This is a genomic window from Rhodoferax sp. OV413 (assembly GCF_945881795.1).
Taxonomy (GTDB): Bacteria; Pseudomonadota; Gammaproteobacteria; order Burkholderiales; family Burkholderiaceae_C; genus Allorhodoferax.
Map to the genome: position 1 here is coordinate 1 of NZ_CAMCVG010000047.1, position 18,390 is coordinate 18,390.

Here is an 18,390-nt window from a genome sequence, read left to right on the forward strand (position 1 = left end):
TGGGCATAGCAGCCCCGCCGCTGTCTTTTCACATCAAAGAGTTGACGCACGCTAGCCTGATCTCTGCCCGACCGGACGGTAGAAAAATTTACTACAGCGCCAATTTCATCGCGATGAATGAGCTCATCGGTTACCTCACCGAAAACTGCTGCAGCGGGGAAACCTGCGAACTCGTTCCCAGCGGCAAGAATTCACTATCACTGCCCAACTTAACGAAAGAGGACACCATGCGCGAACAACCCTATAACGTGTTATTCCTGTGTACGGGGAATTCCGCACGAAGCATCTTGGCCGAGGTGCAACTCAACGCCATAGCACAGGGCAAATTCAAAGCCTTTTCTGCTGGAAGTCACCCCAACGGCACCGTGAACCCTTTTGCGATTGAATTTTTGAACGCCAACGGTTTTTCAACGGAAGGGCTAAGGAGCAAATCCTGGGATGAGTTTTCTTCGCCGGATGCGCCGGTGATGGACTACGTAATTACTGTGTGTGATCAAGCGGCTGGCGAGCAGTGCCCCTATTGGCCCGGGCACCCCATGTCCGCGCATTGGGGTGTCGATGACCCTGCGGCTGTCACAGGTTCCGATGAAGAGAAACGCCTCGCATTCCGCAAGACCGCAGCCGTCATGCGCAAGCGCATCGAATTATTCAACTCCTTGCCGACACCCTCTCTGGATCGCCTGAGTCTAAAAGCCAAAATGGATGAAATTGGCAAGGTGATGTGACGCGCCAGGCTCAGGGCCTACTGAAACGCCTAATCTTGGCGACTCGCCGCCGCAATGAGATCCGCGATGGCCTCGAACTCCGCCATGTGCGCAGAGGTGGGCCGGGTCACCAGCGCAATCGTGCGCACCGGAGCAGGCGGCGCCAGCGGCCGGGCCTGAAGAGACGACCCGTTGAGAAGACCGCTTTGGATCGCCAGCTCGGGCAACAGGGCAACCCCCAGTCCGGATGACACCATCTGCACCAGGGTGAGCAAGCTGGTGACTTCGATGCCCTTGACCCCGGCCACCTCGGTCGCGCTGCAGGCTTGCAGGCTGTGATCCCGCAGGCAATGCCCCTCCTCCAGCAGGATAAGCCGCTCGGTCCATTGGCTGCTGATTTGGATAGCTTTGCCGCTGCTGGAGCTATCGTTTTCCAACTCCACCAGCCAGAACTTGTCCTCGTAGAGTTTCAAGACCCGCAAGTCCTCCGTCTGGTAGGGCAGCGCGATCAGCGCAAAGTCGAGTTGCCGGCTGTGCAGGCGGGCCATCAGGTTGGCGGTCAAGTCTTCCCGCATGGCCAGTTGAAGCTGCGGGAATTTCACGCGCAACAGCGGCATGAGATTGGGCAACACGAAAGGCGCAATGGTCGGAATCACGCCCAAGCGCAACTGCTTTTGCATCGGGCGGGCTGCGTCGGCCACAAAGTCGCTCAAGTCTTCCGCCGAGGCCAGCACCTGCCGCGCCCGGGCCACGACCTCCGCCCCGATCGGCGTGAATGACACCGTCTGCTTGTCGCGCTCCACCAGTTGCACGCCGAGCGTCGATTCCAGCTCCTTGAGCCCGGTGCTCAGCGTCGATTGGCTCACAAAGCTGGCCTGCGCCGCGCGCGTGAAGTTGAGATGCTCAGCCAGCGCCAGCAGGTATCGCAGCTGTTTGAGGGAAGGCAAAGTGGACATGGGAGTGGCTCTTACAGTGTGACTGGTAATCTAATTTATAGATAGATTTTATTGAAATAATTCATTTAGACGATTCCTCGAATACTCCAATAATCTTTCCAAGGCCTACCCATAAAGGCCTTTGTAGGAGACGCAAAGAGTCGAGTCATACCAGCCTCGGATGAATGGAGCATTCCCGAAATGCTTGCAGCGGTGACGCTGACATTCTGAAGCGGACCTTATTCAATTTCTTCCGTTAAAACCGTAACCCGTCCAGGAGATCACCATGAGTCAAAGCACAGACGTTTCTAAATGCCCGTTCCACGCAGCAGGCGGCGCCCGCGCAACGCACGGCGCTCAATCCAATGCAGACTGGTGGCCTAACCAGCTCAACCTGTCCATCCTGCATCAGCATCAGCCTGTTTCCAACCCGATGGATCCAGACTTCAGCTACGCAGAGGCCTTCAAGAAGCTGGACTACCCGGCAATGAAGAAGGACCTGGCCGACCTCATGACCCAGAACCAGGACTGGTGGCCTGCTGATTGGGGTCACTACGGCGGACTGATGATCCGTATGGCCTGGCACGCAGCGGGCACCTACCGCACAGCCGACGGCCGCGGCGGCGCCAACACCGGCAACCAACGCTTTGCGCCCCTCAACAGCTGGCCCGACAACGGCAACCTGGACAAGGCCCGTCGCCTGCTCTGGCCCATCAAGCAGAAGTACGGCAATGCCATCTCCTGGGCGGATCTGTTTGTGCTCGCCGGCAACGTGGCCATGGAAACCATGGGCTTCAAGACCTTCGGTTTCGGCGGCGGCCGTGCCGACACCTGGGCGCCTGAAGAAGACATCTACTGGGGCTCGGAAACAGAGTGGCTGGCAACCAGCGACAAGCCCAACAGCCGTTACAGCGGCGACCGCCAACTGGAAACACCCCTGGCCGCCGTGCAAATGGGCCTGATCTATGTGAACCCACAAGGTCCGGACGGCAACCCCGACCCTATCGCCTCCGGTCGCGATGTGCGTGAGACCTTTGCCCGCATGGCCATGAACGACTACGAAACCGTCGCCCTGGTGGCCGGCGGCCACACCTTTGGCAAGATGCACGGCGCAGGCGATCCGGCCAAGGTCGGCCCCGAGCCCGAAGGAGCAGCCATCGAAGAAATGGGCTTCGGCTGGATCAACACACACGGCAGCGGCAAGGGCGGAGACACCACCACCAGCGGATTCGAGGGCGCATGGAAACCCAATCCCACCACCTGGGACATGGGCTACTTCAAGGTCCTGTTCAAGTACGACTGGGAACAGGTCAAGAGCCCGGCCGGCGCAATCCAGTGGCGCGCCAAGAACGTGGCACCCGAGGACATGATCCCCGACGCGCACGACCCCAGCAAGATGCACCCGCCACACATGACCACCGCCGACATGTCGTTGAAGCTGGACCCGGCCTACGAAAAAATCTCGCGCCACTTCCTGGCCAACCCCGACGAGTTTGCTGACGCCTACGCCCGCGCCTGGTTCAAGCTGACCCACCGCGACATGGGTCCCAAGGGCCTGTATCTCGGACCTGAGGTGCCCGCCGAAGACCTGATCTGGCAGGACCCGATTCCGGCAGTTACCCATGCCGTGATCGACGCCAAAGACGTCGAAGCACTGAAGGCGCAGGTGCTCGCCACCGGGCTCTCTGTGTCCGAACTGGTATCCACCGCCTGGGCCTCCGCCTCTACCTACCGTGGATCCGATCGGCGCGGTGGTGCCAACGGAGCACGCATACGCTTGGCGCCTCAGAAGGATTGGGAAGCCAATCAGCCCGCACAGCTGGCCAAGGTTCTGGCTGCACTTGAGGGCATCCAACAAGCTTTCAATTCCAGCGCCGCAGGTGGCAAGAAGGTCTCGATGGCCGATCTGATCGTGCTGGCCGGCAATGCGGGTGTTGAAGCTGCGGCCAAAGCTGCAGGTCATGCCGTGGTGGTGCCTTTTGCCCCCGGACGCGCCGACGCCACGCAGGAACAAACAGACGTGGAATCGTTCGCGGTTCTTGAACCTGTGGCAGACGGCTTCCGAAACTACCGTAAAAATGCGTACAACGTGACTCCGGAGCAGATGCTCCTGGACAAGGCACAGCTCTTGACCCTGAGCGCCCCCCAAATGACCGTGCTGGTCGGTGGCCTGCGGGTGCTGGGTGCGAACGTGGCCGGCTCCCAGGCGGGCGTCTTTACGAAGCGCCCGGGCCAGTTGACCAACGACTTCTTTGTCAACCTGGTCGACATGGCAACAGCGTGGAAGCCCACTGGCGACAACGCCTACCAGGGCACCGATCGCAAGACAGGTGCCGCGAAGTGGACCGCCACCCGCGCAGACCTCGTCTTCGGCTCCAACTCGCAGCTGCGGGCCATTGCCGAAGCCTACGCGCAGGAAGACAACAAGGCCAAGTTCGTGAAGGACTTTGTTGCCGCCTGGACCAAGGTGATGAACCTCGATCGTTTCGACCTGTGATGCAGAAGAGCGCGGCCTTACCCGTTGAGGCCGCGCACCTGCAGGTGTCGGCCCGCTGGATAGACCTGCAAGCGCGGCTGATGCTGGTGATTGAAGAGGTGGGGGCTGAACACTTGCAATGCCAGTTGCGTTCGCAAGGAGTTCGGCGCCCCGTCACTGTCGCCAACGATCTTGCGAAAGAGCTCAAAGGTGCCCGGGCGATGGCCGAATCGATGGGCATCTGCGTGACGGATCAGGCCCTGCACCGCAGGGTGCATGAGTTGCCCCGGAGCTTGAACTACCAGTTCAACTTGAGAGAGCTCCACCGCGCTTACGAGGCTCTGCTCGCGGACTCCGCCACTTCAGACGAGGTTTCCGGGTGGATCAAATCCCGGATGAGCATTCACGAATTTCAGTTGGAGCAGTTCGGATTGCACTGACCCGCTCACCGCCGAGCGGTCAGGCCCTATCAACTATTCCAGCCCCAGCTCCTGAATCTTGCGGGTGATGGTGTTGCGGCCGAGGCCTAACTTTTGCGCGGCTTCGATGCGGCGGCCTTTGGTGTTCGCCAGGGCGGCCACAATCAGGCGTGACTCGAACCGGCGGATCAGGATGTCCCACACCTCCGGCTGGCCCGCGTTCAGCAAGGCCACCGCTTCTGCTTCCAGCTCCGACTCCCAACCTCCCGGGGCGCCTTGTTCCACAGACGCGTGCGCCGGCGGGTTCGACGACTCATCGCCATCTGCGTCCGATGTGTCGAGCGTACCCACCCCAGGAATGACGGGCTGAGCCGACTCAAACCCGGGGCCATGCCCGTCTGTGCGTGCCGGCGGCACCAGCGGCGAAGGAGCGGCAAGTAGCGCCTCGCTGCCCGCCGGGCGACCATCACTCACTTCGGGCGGAAGGTCTTTGCGTTCAATCACTTGCGCGGGCGCCATCACGGTCAGCCAGTGGCAGATGTTCTCCAGCTGGCGCACATTGCCCGGAAAGCCAAAGCCCTCCAGCCAACCCAACGCCGCGTCCGAGATACGTTTGGGCTCCACGCCGAGCTGCTTGGCGCTTTGCTGCAGGAAGTGGCGCGTCAGCATGCTCACATCTTCCTTGCGTTCGCGCAGGGCCGGCAGGCGCAGGCGGATGACGTTCAGACGGTGAAACAAGTCTTCCCGGAACACGCCGTCTTTGACGCGCTGCTCCAGATTCTGGTGGGTGGCGGCAATCACCCGCACATTCGACTTGACGGCGCTGTGTCCGCCCACGCGGTAAAAGTGCCCGTCGCTCAACACCCTCAGAAGCCGGGTTTGCAGCTCAAACGGCATATCGCCGATTTCGTCCAGAAACAAGCTTCCGCCATCCGCCTGCTCGAAGCGGCCGCGGCGCATGGTTTGCGCGCCGGTAAAGGCACCCCGCTCGTGACCGAACAGCTCGCTCTCGAGCAGGTCCTTGGGAATAGCCGCGGTATTGATGGCCACAAACGGGCCGTCTGCGCGAGGTGAATGTTTGTGCAGGGCGCGGGCCACCAGCTCTTTGCCGGAGCCGGATTCGCCGGTGATCATGACGGTGACGTTGCTTTGCGAGAGCCGTCCGATGGCGCGGAAGACGTCCTGCATGGCGGGCGCCTGACCCAGCATTTCGGGAGACTCGGCCATGCGTTCTTCAGCCACCTCCTCGCGCTGGCTTTCTTCCACCGCACGGCGAATCAGCTCCACCGCCTTGGGCAAGTCAAAGGGCTTGGGCAGGTACTCAAACGCGCCGCCCTGAAAGGCGCTGACCGCGCTGTCGAGGTCGGAGAACGCGGTCATGATGATGACCGGAAGCCCGGGGTGTTTGGCTTTGACTTTTTCAAGCAAATCGAGACCGGAGCCGCCCGGCATGCGGATATCGCTCACCAGAATTTGCGGGCTCTCGTCGTCGGAGGCGGTGCTGAGTGCAGCCAGCACATCGCGCGGATTGGAGAAGCTGCGCGTGGGAAGTTGTTCGCGCAGCAGCGCTTTCTCCAGCACAAAGCGGATGGACTGGTCATCATCTACGATCCAAATCGGCTTCATGTTGTGTGGCACCCTGGTTGCTGAATAGCCGGTTTACGGTAACGGAATCAAAATCTTGAAATCCGTACGGCCTGGCACGCTGTCGACTTCGATCAGTCCGTGATGCTGCTGCACAAAGGTTTGCGCCAATGTGAGCCCCAGCCCGGAGCCGCCGTCCCTGCCCGACACCAGCGGGTAAAAAATGCGGTCTCTGATCGAATCCGGCACGCCGGGTCCGTTGTCCAGTACATGCAATTCCAATGCCAACCGGTAACGCTGCTTGCCAAACGTAACCTGCCGCGTAACCCGGGTCTTGAAAGTCACGGTGGCATCGCCCTGCGCAATGCGCTCCACCAGCGCTTCGCAGGCGTTATGGGCGACGTTGAGCACAGTTTGAATCAGCTGCTCGCGGTCGCCCCGAAACTCGGGGATGGAGGTGTCGTAGTCCCGTACCACCCGCAGCCCCTTCGGAAACTCGGCAAGAATGAGCGAACGCACCCGCTCACACACCTCGTGAATGTTCACATCGCCCACCAGATGTGGCCGCCGGTGCGGCGCCAGCAGGCGGTCCACCAGGCTTTGCAGCCGGTCCGCCTCGCGGATGATGACCTGGGTGTATTCGGTCATCTCAGGCGAATTCATCTCCATTTCCAGCAACTGCGCCGCGCCCCGGATGCCGCCCAGGGGGTTCTTGATCTCGTGGGCAAGGTTGCGGATCAGTTCCTTGTTGGTTTGGGCCTGCTCGGCCAGGCGCTCCTCGCGGTCCTGCCGGGTTTGCTGCTCCAGCGGCACCAGCTCAACGATGATGTCGTTGGCTTGCTCGGTGCGCGTCACGATCACATGTACCGGCATCGCATCCAACCCCGCCCGCTTGAGCCATGCGTCGTAGCGCAGTGCGGCAAAGGCGTTGTCGACCGCGCCCTCGAGCGCGCTGTGCAGTTGGGCCGGCTCGGCAAACAGGTCTGCCATGTTGGAGCCAACGATGGTGCGCCGCGAGATGCCCAAGGCGTCTTCCAGGGCGGCATTCGAGAACCGGACCGACGCATCGGGCGATACCACCGCCACCAGCGTGGCCAGAAAGTCAAAGGAATGGAAACGCTCCATGCTTGAGTCCGCCTCTGCCGGGGGCGCTACTGTCTGGCCTGCGGGGCGGGCAATCGACCCAACTCACGCCGGATACCGGCAATGTCACTCTCATTGCGCGAGAGCGAGGCTTTGATTCCGGCCAGGCGGTCGAGGTATTTTTGGTAATTGCGGGTCTCGGGGCCCAGCTTTTCAGGTTCCCCGTTGTTGTATTCCCGTTGCAGCTCGAGCTGGCGGGCTTCGGCTTTTCTCAGTTCGGCCTCCAGAATCAGGCGGGCATCGGAGTCTTTGGTGCGCTGATCCGCAGAGTCCACACGCGCGGCGCTGGCGGGGGCCGGGCTGCTCCTTCCAGCGGAGTTACCGGCTGTGGCACCCGCCGTGTTTCCAGCTGAATTGGCCGCAGAGCCGCCAGCTGCTGCGGGGGCAACCGATTTGGGCGACTGCACGATGGTGACATTGCCGCCCGAAAAAACCGTGCAGCTTTTTGCGCGCTCTTCCGAGACGTTGTTGGTGTACTCGTTCCCGCAACGGTAAATCACGCCCTGCGCTACCGAGCCTGCGCTGGCCGCGGCCAAAAGCACAAAAATAAGGTAGTGGAATGTCATGGGCAGGAGTATGGCTGAACAAAAAAAAGGACGGCTTGCGCCGTCCTTTCTCTTTGCATTGCGAAAGCTTTGCAGCGTAGCAATGAAGTCCTGTTTTTACAGGCTGTAGTACATGTCGTATTCGACAGGGTGAGGCGCCATGCGGAAACGGGTCACTTCACCCATCTTCAGCTCGATGTAGGCATCGATCATGGAGTCGGAGAACACGCCGCCCTTGGTCAGGAACGAACGACCCTTGTCCAGGTGTTCCAGCGCCTGGTCCAGGCTGTGGCACACGGTTGGCACCTTGGCATCTTCCTCGGGGGGCAGATGGTAGAGGTCCTTGGTAGCGGCTTCGCCGGGGTGGATCTTGTTTTCCACGCCATCCAGACCCGCCATCATCAATGCAGAGAAGGCGAGGTAGGGGTTGGCGGATGGATCGGGGAAGCGCGCTTCGATGCGGCGGCCCTTAGGGTTTGCCACAAAGGGAATGCGGATGGACGCGGAGCGGTTACGCGCCGAGTAAGCCAACTTCACCGGGGCTTCGAAGCCCGGAACCAGGCGCTTGTAGCTGTTGGTGCCGGGGTTGGTGATGGCGTTCAGGGCACGGGCGTGCTTGATGATGCCGCCGATGTAGTACAGCGCGAAGTCGGACAGACCGGCATAGCCGTCGCCGGCGAACAGGTTCTTGCCGTCTTTCCAGATGGACTGGTGCACGTGCATGCCGCTTCCGTTGTCGCCGGCGTAGGGCTTGGGCATGAAGGTGGCGGTCTTGCCGTAGGCGTTGGCCACGTTCCAGACCACGTACTTCAGGTTTTGTGTCCAGTCAGCGCGCTCTACCAGCGTGGAGAACTTGGTGCCGATTTCGTTTTGACCGGCGCCGGCCACTTCGTGGTGGAACACTTCAACGGGGATGCCCAGGGATTCGAGGATCAGGGACATTTCGGCGCGCATGTCTTGCGTGCTGTCCACGGGTGGCACGGGGAAGTAGCCGCCCTTGGTGGTGGGACGGTGACCGCGGTTACCGCCTTCGAGCACCTTACCGGAGTTCCAGGGGGCTTCGTATTCGTCAATGGCGAAATGCACATTGCCGGGTTCGTTGGCCCAACGCACGCCGTCGAAGATGAAGAATTCCGGCTCGGGGCCGAAGTAAGCCGTGTCGCCCAGGCCGGAGGCCTTCAGGAAGGCTTCAGCGCGCTTGGCGATGGAGCGGGGGTCGCGGTCGTAGGCCTTGCCGTCGGAGGGCTCTACCACGTCGCATTGCAGGAACAGAGTGGTTTCTTCGAAGAAGGGGTCGATGTTGGCCGTGTTGGGGTCGGGCATCAACTGCATGTCGGAGGCTTCAATGCCTTTCCAGCCGGCAATGGAAGAACCATCGAATGCGTGGCCGGAGGTGAACTTGTCTTCGTCGAAAGCGGAAATCGGCACGGTCACGTGCTGTTCTTTACCGCGGGTATCGGTGAAACGGAAGTCAACGAACTTGACTTCATTTTCTTTCACCAGTGTCATCACGTCTGCGACGGTCTTGGCCATCAAATGCTCCTGTTGCACGGTTGTAAAAAAGGGTTTGCCTGCCAGTTAATGCAGCTTTTGTGCCAAAGCACTCGCCAAAGCAGATGAGGCAAACGCCCTATTTTGCCTCTTTTGGGCGGCTTTTATGACACACGAATGGCAAAGAATTCCCGGCCCGCAGCACAGGCCGCCGAATCTGCACCACGATGGTGCAAACACTCGTGCGCACCAAAACGAGGCTTACTTTCAGTGCACCAACTCGGGGCCCAGTGGCATCTCCAGCGCCCTGAGGCCCTCCAGCAGCTCGGTGTAGGCGGCGGATAGGTCGGCGGGCTTGCCTTTGACGCCGAGCTCAATGTGGCGGCCGTACTGGGGGTGGTCCACACTGGGAAGGCTGAAGACCTTGACTGGATGGTGCCGCTCGAGCTGCTCCATCAGCGGGGTCAGCAAGGACTCCATCGCCCCGAACACGATGACCGACTGCTCCGCCCAGGCGCCGGCCTGAAACCAGTCGCTGCAGTGCGAATCCAGCGCCCACTCCACCATGGGCCATGCCATCACCGGAAAGCCCGGCACAAAGTACACCCTGCCCTGCCCCGCGCCGGCGTGGCTGAAGCCCGGAATCTTGTTGTAGGGGTTGGGAATGATGGACGCGCCTTCGGGGAACATGCCCATTTGCAGGCGGTGAATGTTGTCGGGGCGCTCGGGGGCGAAGGGCTGGCCCTGCTCCTCGGCCACCTCCTTCATACGTTGCAGGATGAGACCCTGGGCCTCGTCGCTCAGGGCCAGCCCCTTACCCAGCGCGCGGGCGGCGCATTGGCGGGTGTGGTCGTCGGGCGTAGCGCCGATGCCACCAAAAGAAAACACCGTGTCGCCGGAGGCAAAAGCGGCGGCCAGCGTGGCGGTGATGCGCTCAGGCTCGTCACCCACGTAGTGCGCATAGGCCAGCTGCAAGCCGCGCGCGCCCAGCAGCTCGATGGCTTTGGCCAGATGCTTGTCGGCGCGCTTGCCCGAGAGGATTTCGTCTCCGATGATGATGACGCCGAATTTCATAACTGCTCAATCTCCAGGGGGGCGGGGTCGTCGTGGCGCCGGTTGTGGCTGCGGGCTGCGTCAGCGGCATCAGCCGACTGCTCTACGCGCAGCCGATGCAAGGCGCCAAGGCAAAAGTGGGCGAACCAGAGGGAAGAAAAAATAAACACCAGGGTGTAGAGCCAGATGGACACAGGCACCAAAAACGGCGCCATGGCCACCGCCAGGAACCCCAGCGACCAGACCATGCTGGGCGCAGCACCCAGATAACCGGCAAACACGCCCATGCCCAAAAGCGCCCAGCGGTGGCGGTAAAAAATCTCGCGGCGCTCGTCCGGGGTAGCGTGGCCGGCCAGCGCGTCATAGGCCATGACCCGGTAGGTCAGCCAGCCCCAGATCATGGGCGGCAACACCAGCACCAGCGGCGGAATAAACCACAACGGCACCGACAGCACCAAGGCCAGCAAGGCCGCGGCAATCGACATCAGCGCCCAACCTGCACTGGCCAGGTGCGAGACCCGGCCCCGCTTTTCCAGCCCGGGGAAGCGGCGCGCCGCGACCCACTGCACCAGCCAAGGCGCCGCCAGAAGTGCCACCACCAGCAAGCTGGCCATCAACACCATCGGCGTGAGCAAAGCGATCACCACCAGCGGCACCAGCACCGTCTTTAGCTTGCCCGCACCCACCGTCTCGAGCCAGCCCCACAAAACTTGCAACCAGTTCATCGTTTCCAGCAGCTGGTTCACGCTTGCCAGCACACCATCGAGGTACCAATACCCCAGCGCGCTGATAAGGCTCACCATCAGCGCAAAAGGCAGCAGAGACCAACCGATCACCCGCGGATGCAGGCAGTAGATGAGCGATCGCAAAAACGCATCCAATACCGCGGGCATGGGCTTACTCCTTGGCCTGCACTGCAGAAATTTCGTCCGCACTCAGCCAGCGCCACTGGCCCGGGGCCAGGTCGTCCGGCAGCGCCACACCGCCGATACGCGAACGGTGCAGACGCTCCACCCGGTTGCTCACCGCCGCCAGCATGCGCTTGACCTGGTGGTACTTGCCCTCTGTCAGGGTGAGCCGCAGGTGGAACTCGTTCACCGCCTCGCAGGCGGCGGCGCGCACGGGTTGGGGATCGTCGTCGAGCACCACGCCGCTGAGCAGCTTGCTGACCTGCTTGTCGTCCAGCGGGTGTTTGACCGTGACTTCGTATACCTTGGGCACATGGTGCTTGGGCGAGCTCATGCGGTGAATGAACTTGCCGTCGTCGGTGAGCAGCAGCATGCCGGTGGTGTCCTGGTCCAGCCGGCCCACCGCCTGCACGCCCTGCACCGCCGCTTTCTGAGGTCGCATGCGCAGCGGGCTGGGAAGCAGGGTGTAAATGCTGGGGTAGGTGGACGGCTTTTGCGAGCACTCGGTGCCGGCGGGCTTGTGCAGCATCAGGTAGGCCCGCTCGGCATAAGGCCAGTCCACCCCCTGCACTCGAAAGCGCAAGCCTTCTGCTACGAATTCAGTAGCTGCATCCGCAATAACGACGGGTTCTGGAGCCGTATTTGGCACATAAACTTGCACCAAACCCTGTTGGATCAGGCCGGCGCAAACACGGCGCGTTCCAAAGCCCTGGGTGTAGAGAATTTCCTGCAATTGCATAGGCGCTAGTATGGCAGCGAAGGCTGCGCAAGCGGCCTGCGTTGGGACGTCACGACGGGGTCCCGCCGCGCGGGACTGCTACCCGGCGGCAGCGAGGCTGGCCTGGGTATCGCGCGCGAACTGCTGCACCGCCGCCTCGGTGAGCGGGTCGGTGCACCAGGCGGCAAGGCTTGCCGGCGGCAGGGTAACCGCCGCAGCCCCCACCGCCAACAGCTGCGCCAGCACTTCGGGGGTTTTGATGCTGGCGGCCAGCAAGCGGGGCGCCTGGGGGCTGGCGGACTGCACCGCGACGCAGGCCTCCATGAGCGCCCAGACATTGCGCCCGTCGTTGGCCAGCCGCCCCACATAAGGCGCCACATATTGCACGCCCTTGTGCCGCGCCCACAGCAGCTGCACCGCATTCGACAAGCCGGTGAGCAGAATAGCCTGCTGCTCGGCCCGCACCGCGTCGATACACGCCTCCCACTCCGGGGCGCAGGGCAGCTTGATGGTGAGCACTACGCCCCGAGTGGCGGCCGCCGGTTGCAAGGCGCGCAGCCATTCCCGCGCCTGCGAAGGGCTGTTGTCGGGCAGCTGCACCATCAGCTCGCGCAGTCCGTGGTCTGCCACCGCCGCAATCAAACCCAGATAGGTGTTTAACGACACCGGCAAGCCGGCCTGATGCACCAGGGTGGGGTTGGTGGTCACGCCCTGCACCGGCGGGCAGCCGGCAGGCAGCGCCCAGGCATCAGCCCGCGCCGAATCGAGATAGATGGTGGAGATAACGCGCTCCCTGGACTCAATCGCTGCCGGAGGTCGCCGGCAGATACTTCTAGAGAATAACGCCCTTGCAGAACATGGCGTTGCCGTAGGCGGTGGCTTCCCCACTTTGAACAATAAAGCTCGCGCCATTGATTTTTTCGTAAAAGGCGAACCGCTCCACCGCCTCCACCCGCTCCGCAGGCAGGCCCTCACCCGACAGCAAGTCCACCACGGCGCTTTGAGCTGCGGTGCGGTGGCCCTCGGGGCTGTTGCACACCCGCATGTAGGCTGCGGGGCAGTCAACGTCCGCGGCCAGCGGGAAGACCGACAGCACAGCGCGGCTCACCCGCTCCAGGCTGTGGCCCGGCAGGCGCACCAGCGCTTTGCCTTTGCCCAGATAGTCGGCAGTGAAGTTGGCATCCACCACCGCGACCCATTCACCGTGGCCCATGGCGCACAAGTGCATGAGCAGTTCGGGGGTTAGTAAGGGGTCGAGGCCTCTCAACATGTGACAGCCTCCTCGGAGGTCAAGGAAGCGGGGTTGATGACGCCGGTAATCAGGCCCACGATTTCCTCGGGGCTGGTCTCGCGGGTCAGGCGGCTGCAAATAATGCGGCCCTGGCGGAACACCCAGATGCGATCCACCAGGTCAAACACCTGGCGCAAGTTGTGGCTGATGATGATCAGCGGAATGCCCTGCTGCTTGAGGCCTTTGATGATTTGTTCCACGCGTGCGGTTTCGGCCACACCCAAGGCGGCGGTGGGCTCGTCAAGAATGATAAGTTTCTTGGCAAATCCGGCTGCGCGGGCGATAGCCACACACTGGCGCTGACCGCCGGACATGCCGCGCAGGCTCTCCGACATGTCCTGAATCTTCACCCCAGTGGTGGACAACATGCTGGCCGATTGCTCGCGCATAGCCTTGTGGTTGAGCACCGACAAGGGGCCGAGCGACAGGCGGGTGATTTCGCGGCCCAGAAAGATGTTGGCAGGCACATCAAGGTCTTCGGCCAAGGCCAAGGTTTGGTAAACGGTCTCGATGCCTTGGTCCCGTGCGTCCAGCGGCGAGCTGAAGTGCACGACTTGATCGTCGAGGGTAATTTCCCCGGAGTTGGGCTGTTCGACGCCGGTAATCAGGCGCACGAAGGTGCTCTTGCCAGCACCGTTATCACCGACGATGGCCGCATGTTCGCTCGGTAAAAGCCGGAAGTTAGCGTCAGTTAGCGCCTTCACGCCGCCGTAGTGTTTGGTCAGATTCTTGATCTGCAGGACTGCTTGGGTGGTTGTCATGGGGGGACCTGTTTAGAAAATTTGGTGCCGAGCATGCCATAGAACTTCCCCAAACCCTATTAGTAAAACTACTAGATTTATTTAAGAGAAAATCTGTTGTAATCCGGACCCAGCAAGCCATGGAATCCACTGCGGCTGCTAATTCAACCTTAGACGGAGATAACGAATGATCACCAAACGTATGCTGGGCCGCTTGGCCATCGCGATGGCCACCGCTGGCCTGATGTCTGCCGCTGCGGCAGAAACCACCATCGCTTACATCACCAACGGCAACACCAACGAAGGTTGGACGCTGATTAACGGTGGCGCGAAGAAGGCTGGCCAAAAGGCCGGCGTGAAGTTCATCGAATTGGCAGCTGAAAAGGGCGAACTGTCCAAGCAACTGGCCATCGTTGAAGACATGATCACCCGCAAGGTCAACGCGATCGCCATCGCCCCCGTAGACAGCGCAGGCATTGCACCCGCTATCAACAAGGCACTGGCTGCCGGCATCAAGGTGGTGGCTGTGGACACCGGCATCACCGGCGCCAAGATCACTTCCTACGTGGCTACCGACAACATCAAGGCCGCTATGGTCCAAGGCGACTGGGCTGCCGGCCAAGTCAAGGACGGCGACACCGTGATCTATGTGACCGGCGACCAAGGTCAATCCACCGGCCAGGAGCGCAAGAAGGGTTTCCTGGACGGCCTGAACGCCAAGCGCAAGAACGTGAAAGTGGTTGAAGTTGCCACCACCTGGGACCAGACCATGGCCCAAAACGGTGTGGAAACTGCGCTGCGCGCCAACCCGACTGCCAAGGTTATTGCCTGCGCATGGGACGGTGGCGCTCTGGGTGCCAAGGCTGCTCTGATGGCTGCCGGCAAGAAGGCTGGCGACGTAAAGATCGCCGGCTTTGACGGCTCCCCCGGCGGCCTGGACATGATGAAGCAAGGCTGGCAATCGGCCAACGCCGCGCAAATGCTGGCCAAGATCGGCCAAGTGGGCGTGGAAACCGCTATCGCTGCAGCTGAAGGCAAGAACGTGGACGCCCGCATCGACACCGGCTCCTTCCTGGTGCTGCCTTCCAACGTGGACCAATTCGCCAAGGACTCCGGCGTCGCCCAGTTCATGAAGGTGAAATAAGCTTTGGCTTACCTGCCCGGCGGCTTGCGGCCGGGCATCAGACGACCGCTGCAGAGCGGTCGTCATTTTTTTATTTGAGGAATAGATTTCATGAAGTCCATCACCCGCCAGGAATGGTATGGCGCCCTTGTCGCCGTGTTGGTTCTGGGCGCACTGCTGACCGTTGCGTCCCCCTACTTTCTGACCACCGGCAATTTGTCCAACATTCTGGTGCAGGCCTCGGTGATTGCGCTGCTGGCAGGCGGCCAGACTTTTGTGATTTTGACCGGCGGCGTCGATCTGGCAGTGGGCGCCCTGACGGCTCTGGCGGGCGCAGTGGCCGGCCACATGATGATCAAGCTCGGCATCAACCCCTATGTGTGCATCGTCGCAGCGCTTGCCATTGGCGCAGCGGTGGGCGTATTTAACGGCTATCTGGTTGCCTTTGTGGGCATCCCTTCTTTTATTGTCACGCTGGGCGGCCTCACGCTGTGGCGCGGGCTGGCGTTCGAATCCACCGGCGGTTTCGACAACTCCGGCATGCCAGACCCCCTGCCCTTCATTGGCTATGGCGAGTTTCTGGGTGTGCCGATGCCCATCTGGATCACCGGCATCTTCTTTGTCACCATGGCATTCATCCTTTCCAGCACCAAGCTGGGCCGCTATGTGTATGCCATGGGCTCTAATGAGATGGGCGCACGCCAGGTAGGCATCAACATCCGCTGGTACAAGCTGGGCGTGTATGTGGTCTCGGGCCTGAGCTGCGCTTTGGGCGCGCTGGTGCTGATGGCGCGCATGGATTCGTCCAGCGGCAAGATGGCCCAGATGTTTGAACTGGACGCGATTGCGGCCGTCATTTTGGGCGGGACCTCGCTGTTTGGCGGACGCGGCAGCATCTGGGGCAGCTTGCTGGGCGCGGTGCTAATCACCATGATCCGCAATGGCATGAACCTGATGGAGATTTCGCAGTTCAAACAGATGATGGCCATCGGCGCGGTGGTGATCATCGCAGTCTGGATTGACGTGATCCGTCGCCAACGTCTCCTGAAAAAATGAGCGCGAGAAAATGAGCACGAGCATTTGGGTTCTGGGCGAGGCGCTGATGGACTGCCTGGCGCAGCCCGATGGCAGCCTGCGCCCCCTGATGGGCGGCAGCCCCTACAACATGGCCCGCGCCGCAGGGCTGCGCGGCGCATCCGTTAGGTATGTGAACCCGCTCTCGACCGACCGGTTCGGCCAACAACTCGGGCAGCAACTGCGGCGCGACGGTGTGCAGGTCGTATCCCCCTCGAGCCGGCTGCCCACCTCCCTGGCAGTGGTGCAAATCACCAACGGACAGCCCAGCTATGGCTTCTACCGTGAAGGAATTGCCGACCGCGATTACAGCGTGGAATCGGTACTGGAGCCGCTAAAAGCGACCGAACCAGGCGTGTTGCACACCGGCTCGCTGCTCTTGGTGCCGCCTGAACACACCAAGGTGATCGCCATCCTGCAAGGCGCCAAGGCCCTTGGCTGGACCATCAGCGTGGATGTGAACCTGCGCCCCAAACTTGCGGCCGATCTGGCAGCTTACGTAGACGCTGTCAAACAGGTCGCCGCGCAGGCTGACTGGATCAAGGCCAGCGATGAAGACCTGGAGCTTCTGGGAGTGGAAAACCCCAGCCGCGCCCAAGGCCCGCAGATTGCAGCGATTTTCCGAAAACAGGGCGCAAGCCGCATTGCTCTCACCTTCGGGGCAGGCGGCGCATGGCTGGAAGTGGACGGCGCCTGCGCAGATGCTGATGTGCCCGCGACCACCGTGGTCGATACCGTGGGCGCGGGCGACACTTTCTGGGGCAATTGCCTGGCCGACTGGGTGCTCCAGCCCGGCGGCCAAGCCCGCGTTGCAGAGACTCTGGCCGAGGCCATGCAAGCTGCCGCCATCAACTGCGCACGGGTTGGCTGCCAGCCGCCTACTTACGCGGAAACACAGTCGCAGCTGCAGACGGCCTGAGTCTTCAGACCTTGTTTTTGAGCTTGCCGCGGGGCATGACGGTCGTGGTCACCATCGGGCGCACCGGCTCGGCGGTGCCGGACGAAAGCGGCTTGGGCGCGATGCTGTCTTTTTTGGGCTTTTTGGACTCTTTGTTCGATTTTTGTTGACCTTTAGCCATGGCGAAATCCTTGTTCGTGGTGGTATGGTGCGGGCCAGTCTAACCGTCCCCAACAGTGTGCCGTGACTTTTCTTTTTGACCGCATTCTTGCTGAAGCGCAGCTCATCTCCATCCGCGCCCAAGGGGCGGGCGGGCAAAACGTTAACAAGGTTTCCAGCGCGATTCATCTGCGGTTTGATATTCCCGCATCGTCTTTGCCGGACGCTGTCAAAGAGCGCCTTCTGCAGAGCCCCGACAGCCGCATTTCCCGAGAAGGTGTGCTGATACTCAAGGCCCAACAGCATCGCACCCGCGAGATGAACCGCCAAGACGCCTACGCCCGCCTGCGCGCCATCCTGGACGCAGCAGCCATCGAACCCCAACAACGCAAAGCCACCCGCCCCACTTTCGCCTCCAAGCAGCGCCGGCTGCAGGCCAAGTCCATCCGCAGCGGCATCAAGCAGATGCGGAGTGGCGGGCTTGGTGAATAAACGTTTAGCGGGTCTTTGTGAGTATTTGTGCTTGCTATCAATATAGGAGCAAATGACGCTTACGGAATAAGGGCTACGGCAGAATTTTGCGCGATTTTGAGACAAATAAAAAGGCCGCCAGGTGGTCAAACCTCGCGGCCTTTGTCAGGGGGTATGGTGGTGCCTCGACACCACGCATCAAACAACACTCTCACGGCGCCTGATGGCTGCGAGGGGGTCATTGATATTCTGCCGTAAACCCCCGTGACTTTTCCGGCAAACCCGTGAAACCCTCAACCGTACGCAACGCTCCCATGCCTAATTTCTAAGCACTTCACGCAAAAAACTTCGGCATCACAGTCCGCGCCGCAAGCCCCTTGGGTCTGGCTCGTTACATATGACATACAATGCAATCGCATTGACACTGACAAGGCAAATGCATTACTATGGCCGTATCAGACACCTTGCACAGGAGCACGCCATGTCCGCCACCCTTGAAGCCGAATCCACGCTGACCGATCGTTACCAGACCACCGTGCCGGAAACGGTTCGCCGTGCTCTGCGCCTGCGTAAGCGCGACAAGATTCAGTACGTCATTCGCCCCAGTGGCGAAGTGGTGCTGACACGCGCCAGTGATGCGGAGGCCGACGATCCGGTG

The 18,390-nt window shown here is 61.3% G+C and carries 20 protein-coding genes; 8 read left to right on the forward strand and 12 right to left on the reverse strand.

The window, feature by feature from the left end:
• Positions 1-227: 227 nt before the first annotated feature.
• A complete protein-coding gene (locus Q0O05_RS07355; protein WP_293661718.1) occupies positions 228-725 on the forward strand; it encodes an arsenate reductase ArsC in 498 nt (165 codons plus the stop codon).
• Between the two features lie 29 nt (positions 726-754).
• Here the strand turns inward: Q0O05_RS07355 and Q0O05_RS07360 are convergent, their stop codons facing one another.
• The gene (locus tag Q0O05_RS07360) at positions 755-1,660 is read right to left on the reverse strand and encodes a hydrogen peroxide-inducible genes activator (protein WP_293661685.1); all 906 of its coding nucleotides are present in this window, start codon (positions 1,658-1,660) and stop codon (positions 755-757) included.
• A gap of 265 nt (positions 1,661-1,925) precedes the next feature.
• On the opposite strand from Q0O05_RS07360, the gene katG reads away from it, so the two are divergent.
• Together katG and Q0O05_RS07370 are read left to right on the forward strand one after the other, a co-directional pair.
• A complete protein-coding gene (gene katG / locus Q0O05_RS07365) occupies positions 1,926-4,136 on the forward strand; it encodes a catalase/peroxidase HPI (protein WP_293661687.1) in 2,211 nt (736 codons plus the stop codon).
• On the forward strand, positions 4,136-4,555 hold the full coding sequence (locus Q0O05_RS07370; RefSeq protein WP_293661688.1) for a hypothetical protein: 420 nt from the start codon (positions 4,136-4,138) through the stop codon (positions 4,553-4,555). Before katG ends, Q0O05_RS07370 begins: the two co-directional genes overlap by 1 nt.
• A gap of 33 nt (positions 4,556-4,588) precedes the next feature.
• On the opposite strand, the gene ntrC is transcribed toward Q0O05_RS07370, so the two are convergent.
• The 10 genes from ntrC to Q0O05_RS07420 form a co-directional block, all read right to left on the reverse strand.
• On the reverse strand, positions 4,589-6,160 hold the full coding sequence (gene ntrC / locus Q0O05_RS07375; RefSeq protein WP_293661690.1) for a nitrogen regulation protein NR(I): 1,572 nt from the start codon (positions 6,158-6,160) through the stop codon (positions 4,589-4,591).
• Positions 6,161-6,193: 33 nt separating this feature from the next.
• Positions 6,194-7,243 carry a nitrogen regulation protein NR(II) gene (gene glnL / locus Q0O05_RS07380; protein ID WP_293661692.1) on the reverse strand — a complete coding sequence of 350 codons (1,050 nt, stop codon included), beginning with the start codon at positions 7,241-7,243 and terminating at the stop codon, positions 6,194-6,196.
• Positions 7,244-7,269: 26 nt separating this feature from the next.
• Positions 7,270-7,827, reverse strand: coding sequence for a hypothetical protein (locus Q0O05_RS07385; RefSeq protein WP_293661694.1), 558 nt, complete (start codon positions 7,825-7,827; stop codon positions 7,270-7,272).
• Between the two features lie 96 nt (positions 7,828-7,923).
• Positions 7,924-9,339, reverse strand: coding sequence for a type I glutamate--ammonia ligase (gene glnA, locus Q0O05_RS07390; RefSeq protein ID WP_293661696.1), 1,416 nt, complete (start codon positions 9,337-9,339; stop codon positions 7,924-7,926).
• A 225-nt stretch (positions 9,340-9,564) separates the two neighbouring features.
• Positions 9,565-10,371, reverse strand: a complete 807-nt coding sequence (locus Q0O05_RS07395) for a molybdopterin-binding protein (protein WP_293661697.1) — start codon at positions 10,369-10,371, stop codon at positions 9,565-9,567.
• Entirely contained in the window at positions 10,368-11,243 is an 876-nt protein-coding gene (locus Q0O05_RS07400) for an EI24 domain-containing protein (RefSeq protein WP_293661699.1), read from the reverse strand. Before Q0O05_RS07400 ends, Q0O05_RS07395 begins: the two co-directional genes overlap by 4 nt.
• A gap of 4 nt (positions 11,244-11,247) precedes the next feature.
• Entirely contained in the window at positions 11,248-11,997 is a 750-nt protein-coding gene (locus tag Q0O05_RS07405) for a 16S rRNA pseudouridine(516) synthase (protein ID WP_293661701.1), read from the reverse strand.
• 78 nt (positions 11,998-12,075) lie between these two features.
• Positions 12,076-12,684, reverse strand: coding sequence for a transaldolase family protein (locus tag Q0O05_RS07410; protein WP_293661703.1), 609 nt, complete (start codon positions 12,682-12,684; stop codon positions 12,076-12,078).
• A 124-nt stretch (positions 12,685-12,808) separates the two neighbouring features.
• Positions 12,809-13,246, reverse strand: coding sequence for an RbsD/FucU domain-containing protein (locus Q0O05_RS07415; protein ID WP_293661705.1), 438 nt, complete (start codon positions 13,244-13,246; stop codon positions 12,809-12,811).
• On the reverse strand, positions 13,240-14,028 hold the full coding sequence (locus Q0O05_RS07420) for an ATP-binding cassette domain-containing protein (RefSeq protein WP_293661707.1): 789 nt from the start codon (positions 14,026-14,028) through the stop codon (positions 13,240-13,242). The genes Q0O05_RS07415 and Q0O05_RS07420 overlap by 7 nt, the downstream gene beginning before the upstream one ends.
• 166 nt (positions 14,029-14,194) lie before the next feature.
• On the opposite strand from Q0O05_RS07420, the gene Q0O05_RS07425 reads away from it, so the two are divergent.
• The 3 genes from Q0O05_RS07425 (at position 14,195) to Q0O05_RS07435 (ending at position 17,123) form a co-directional block, all read left to right on the forward strand.
• Entirely contained in the window at positions 14,195-15,151 is a 957-nt protein-coding gene (locus Q0O05_RS07425; protein ID WP_293661709.1) for a sugar ABC transporter substrate-binding protein, read from the forward strand.
• A 90-nt stretch (positions 15,152-15,241) separates the two neighbouring features.
• Positions 15,242-16,186 (forward strand): ABC transporter permease, encoded by a 945-nt coding sequence (locus Q0O05_RS07430; RefSeq protein ID WP_293661711.1) that lies wholly within the window; start codon positions 15,242-15,244, stop codon positions 16,184-16,186.
• Positions 16,187-16,196: 10 nt separating this feature from the next.
• A complete protein-coding gene (locus Q0O05_RS07435) occupies positions 16,197-17,123 on the forward strand; it encodes a PfkB family carbohydrate kinase (protein ID WP_293661713.1) in 927 nt (308 codons plus the stop codon).
• A gap of 4 nt (positions 17,124-17,127) precedes the next feature.
• Here the strand turns inward: Q0O05_RS07435 and Q0O05_RS07440 are convergent, their stop codons facing one another.
• Positions 17,128-17,283 carry a hypothetical protein gene (locus Q0O05_RS07440; protein ID WP_293661714.1) on the reverse strand — a complete coding sequence of 52 codons (156 nt, stop codon included), beginning with the start codon at positions 17,281-17,283 and terminating at the stop codon, positions 17,128-17,130.
• A 62-nt stretch (positions 17,284-17,345) separates the two neighbouring features.
• Between Q0O05_RS07440 and arfB the strand changes: the two genes are divergently transcribed.
• Together arfB and Q0O05_RS07450 are read left to right on the forward strand one after the other, a co-directional pair.
• Complete coding sequence (gene arfB / locus Q0O05_RS07445) at positions 17,346-17,753, forward strand: alternative ribosome rescue aminoacyl-tRNA hydrolase ArfB (RefSeq protein WP_293661716.1); 408 nt, start codon at positions 17,346-17,348, stop codon at positions 17,751-17,753.
• Between the two features lie 460 nt (positions 17,754-18,213).
• Positions 18,214-18,390: type II toxin-antitoxin system PrlF family antitoxin (locus Q0O05_RS07450; protein WP_293661720.1), on the forward strand; the 177-nt coding region annotated here is incomplete at its 3' end.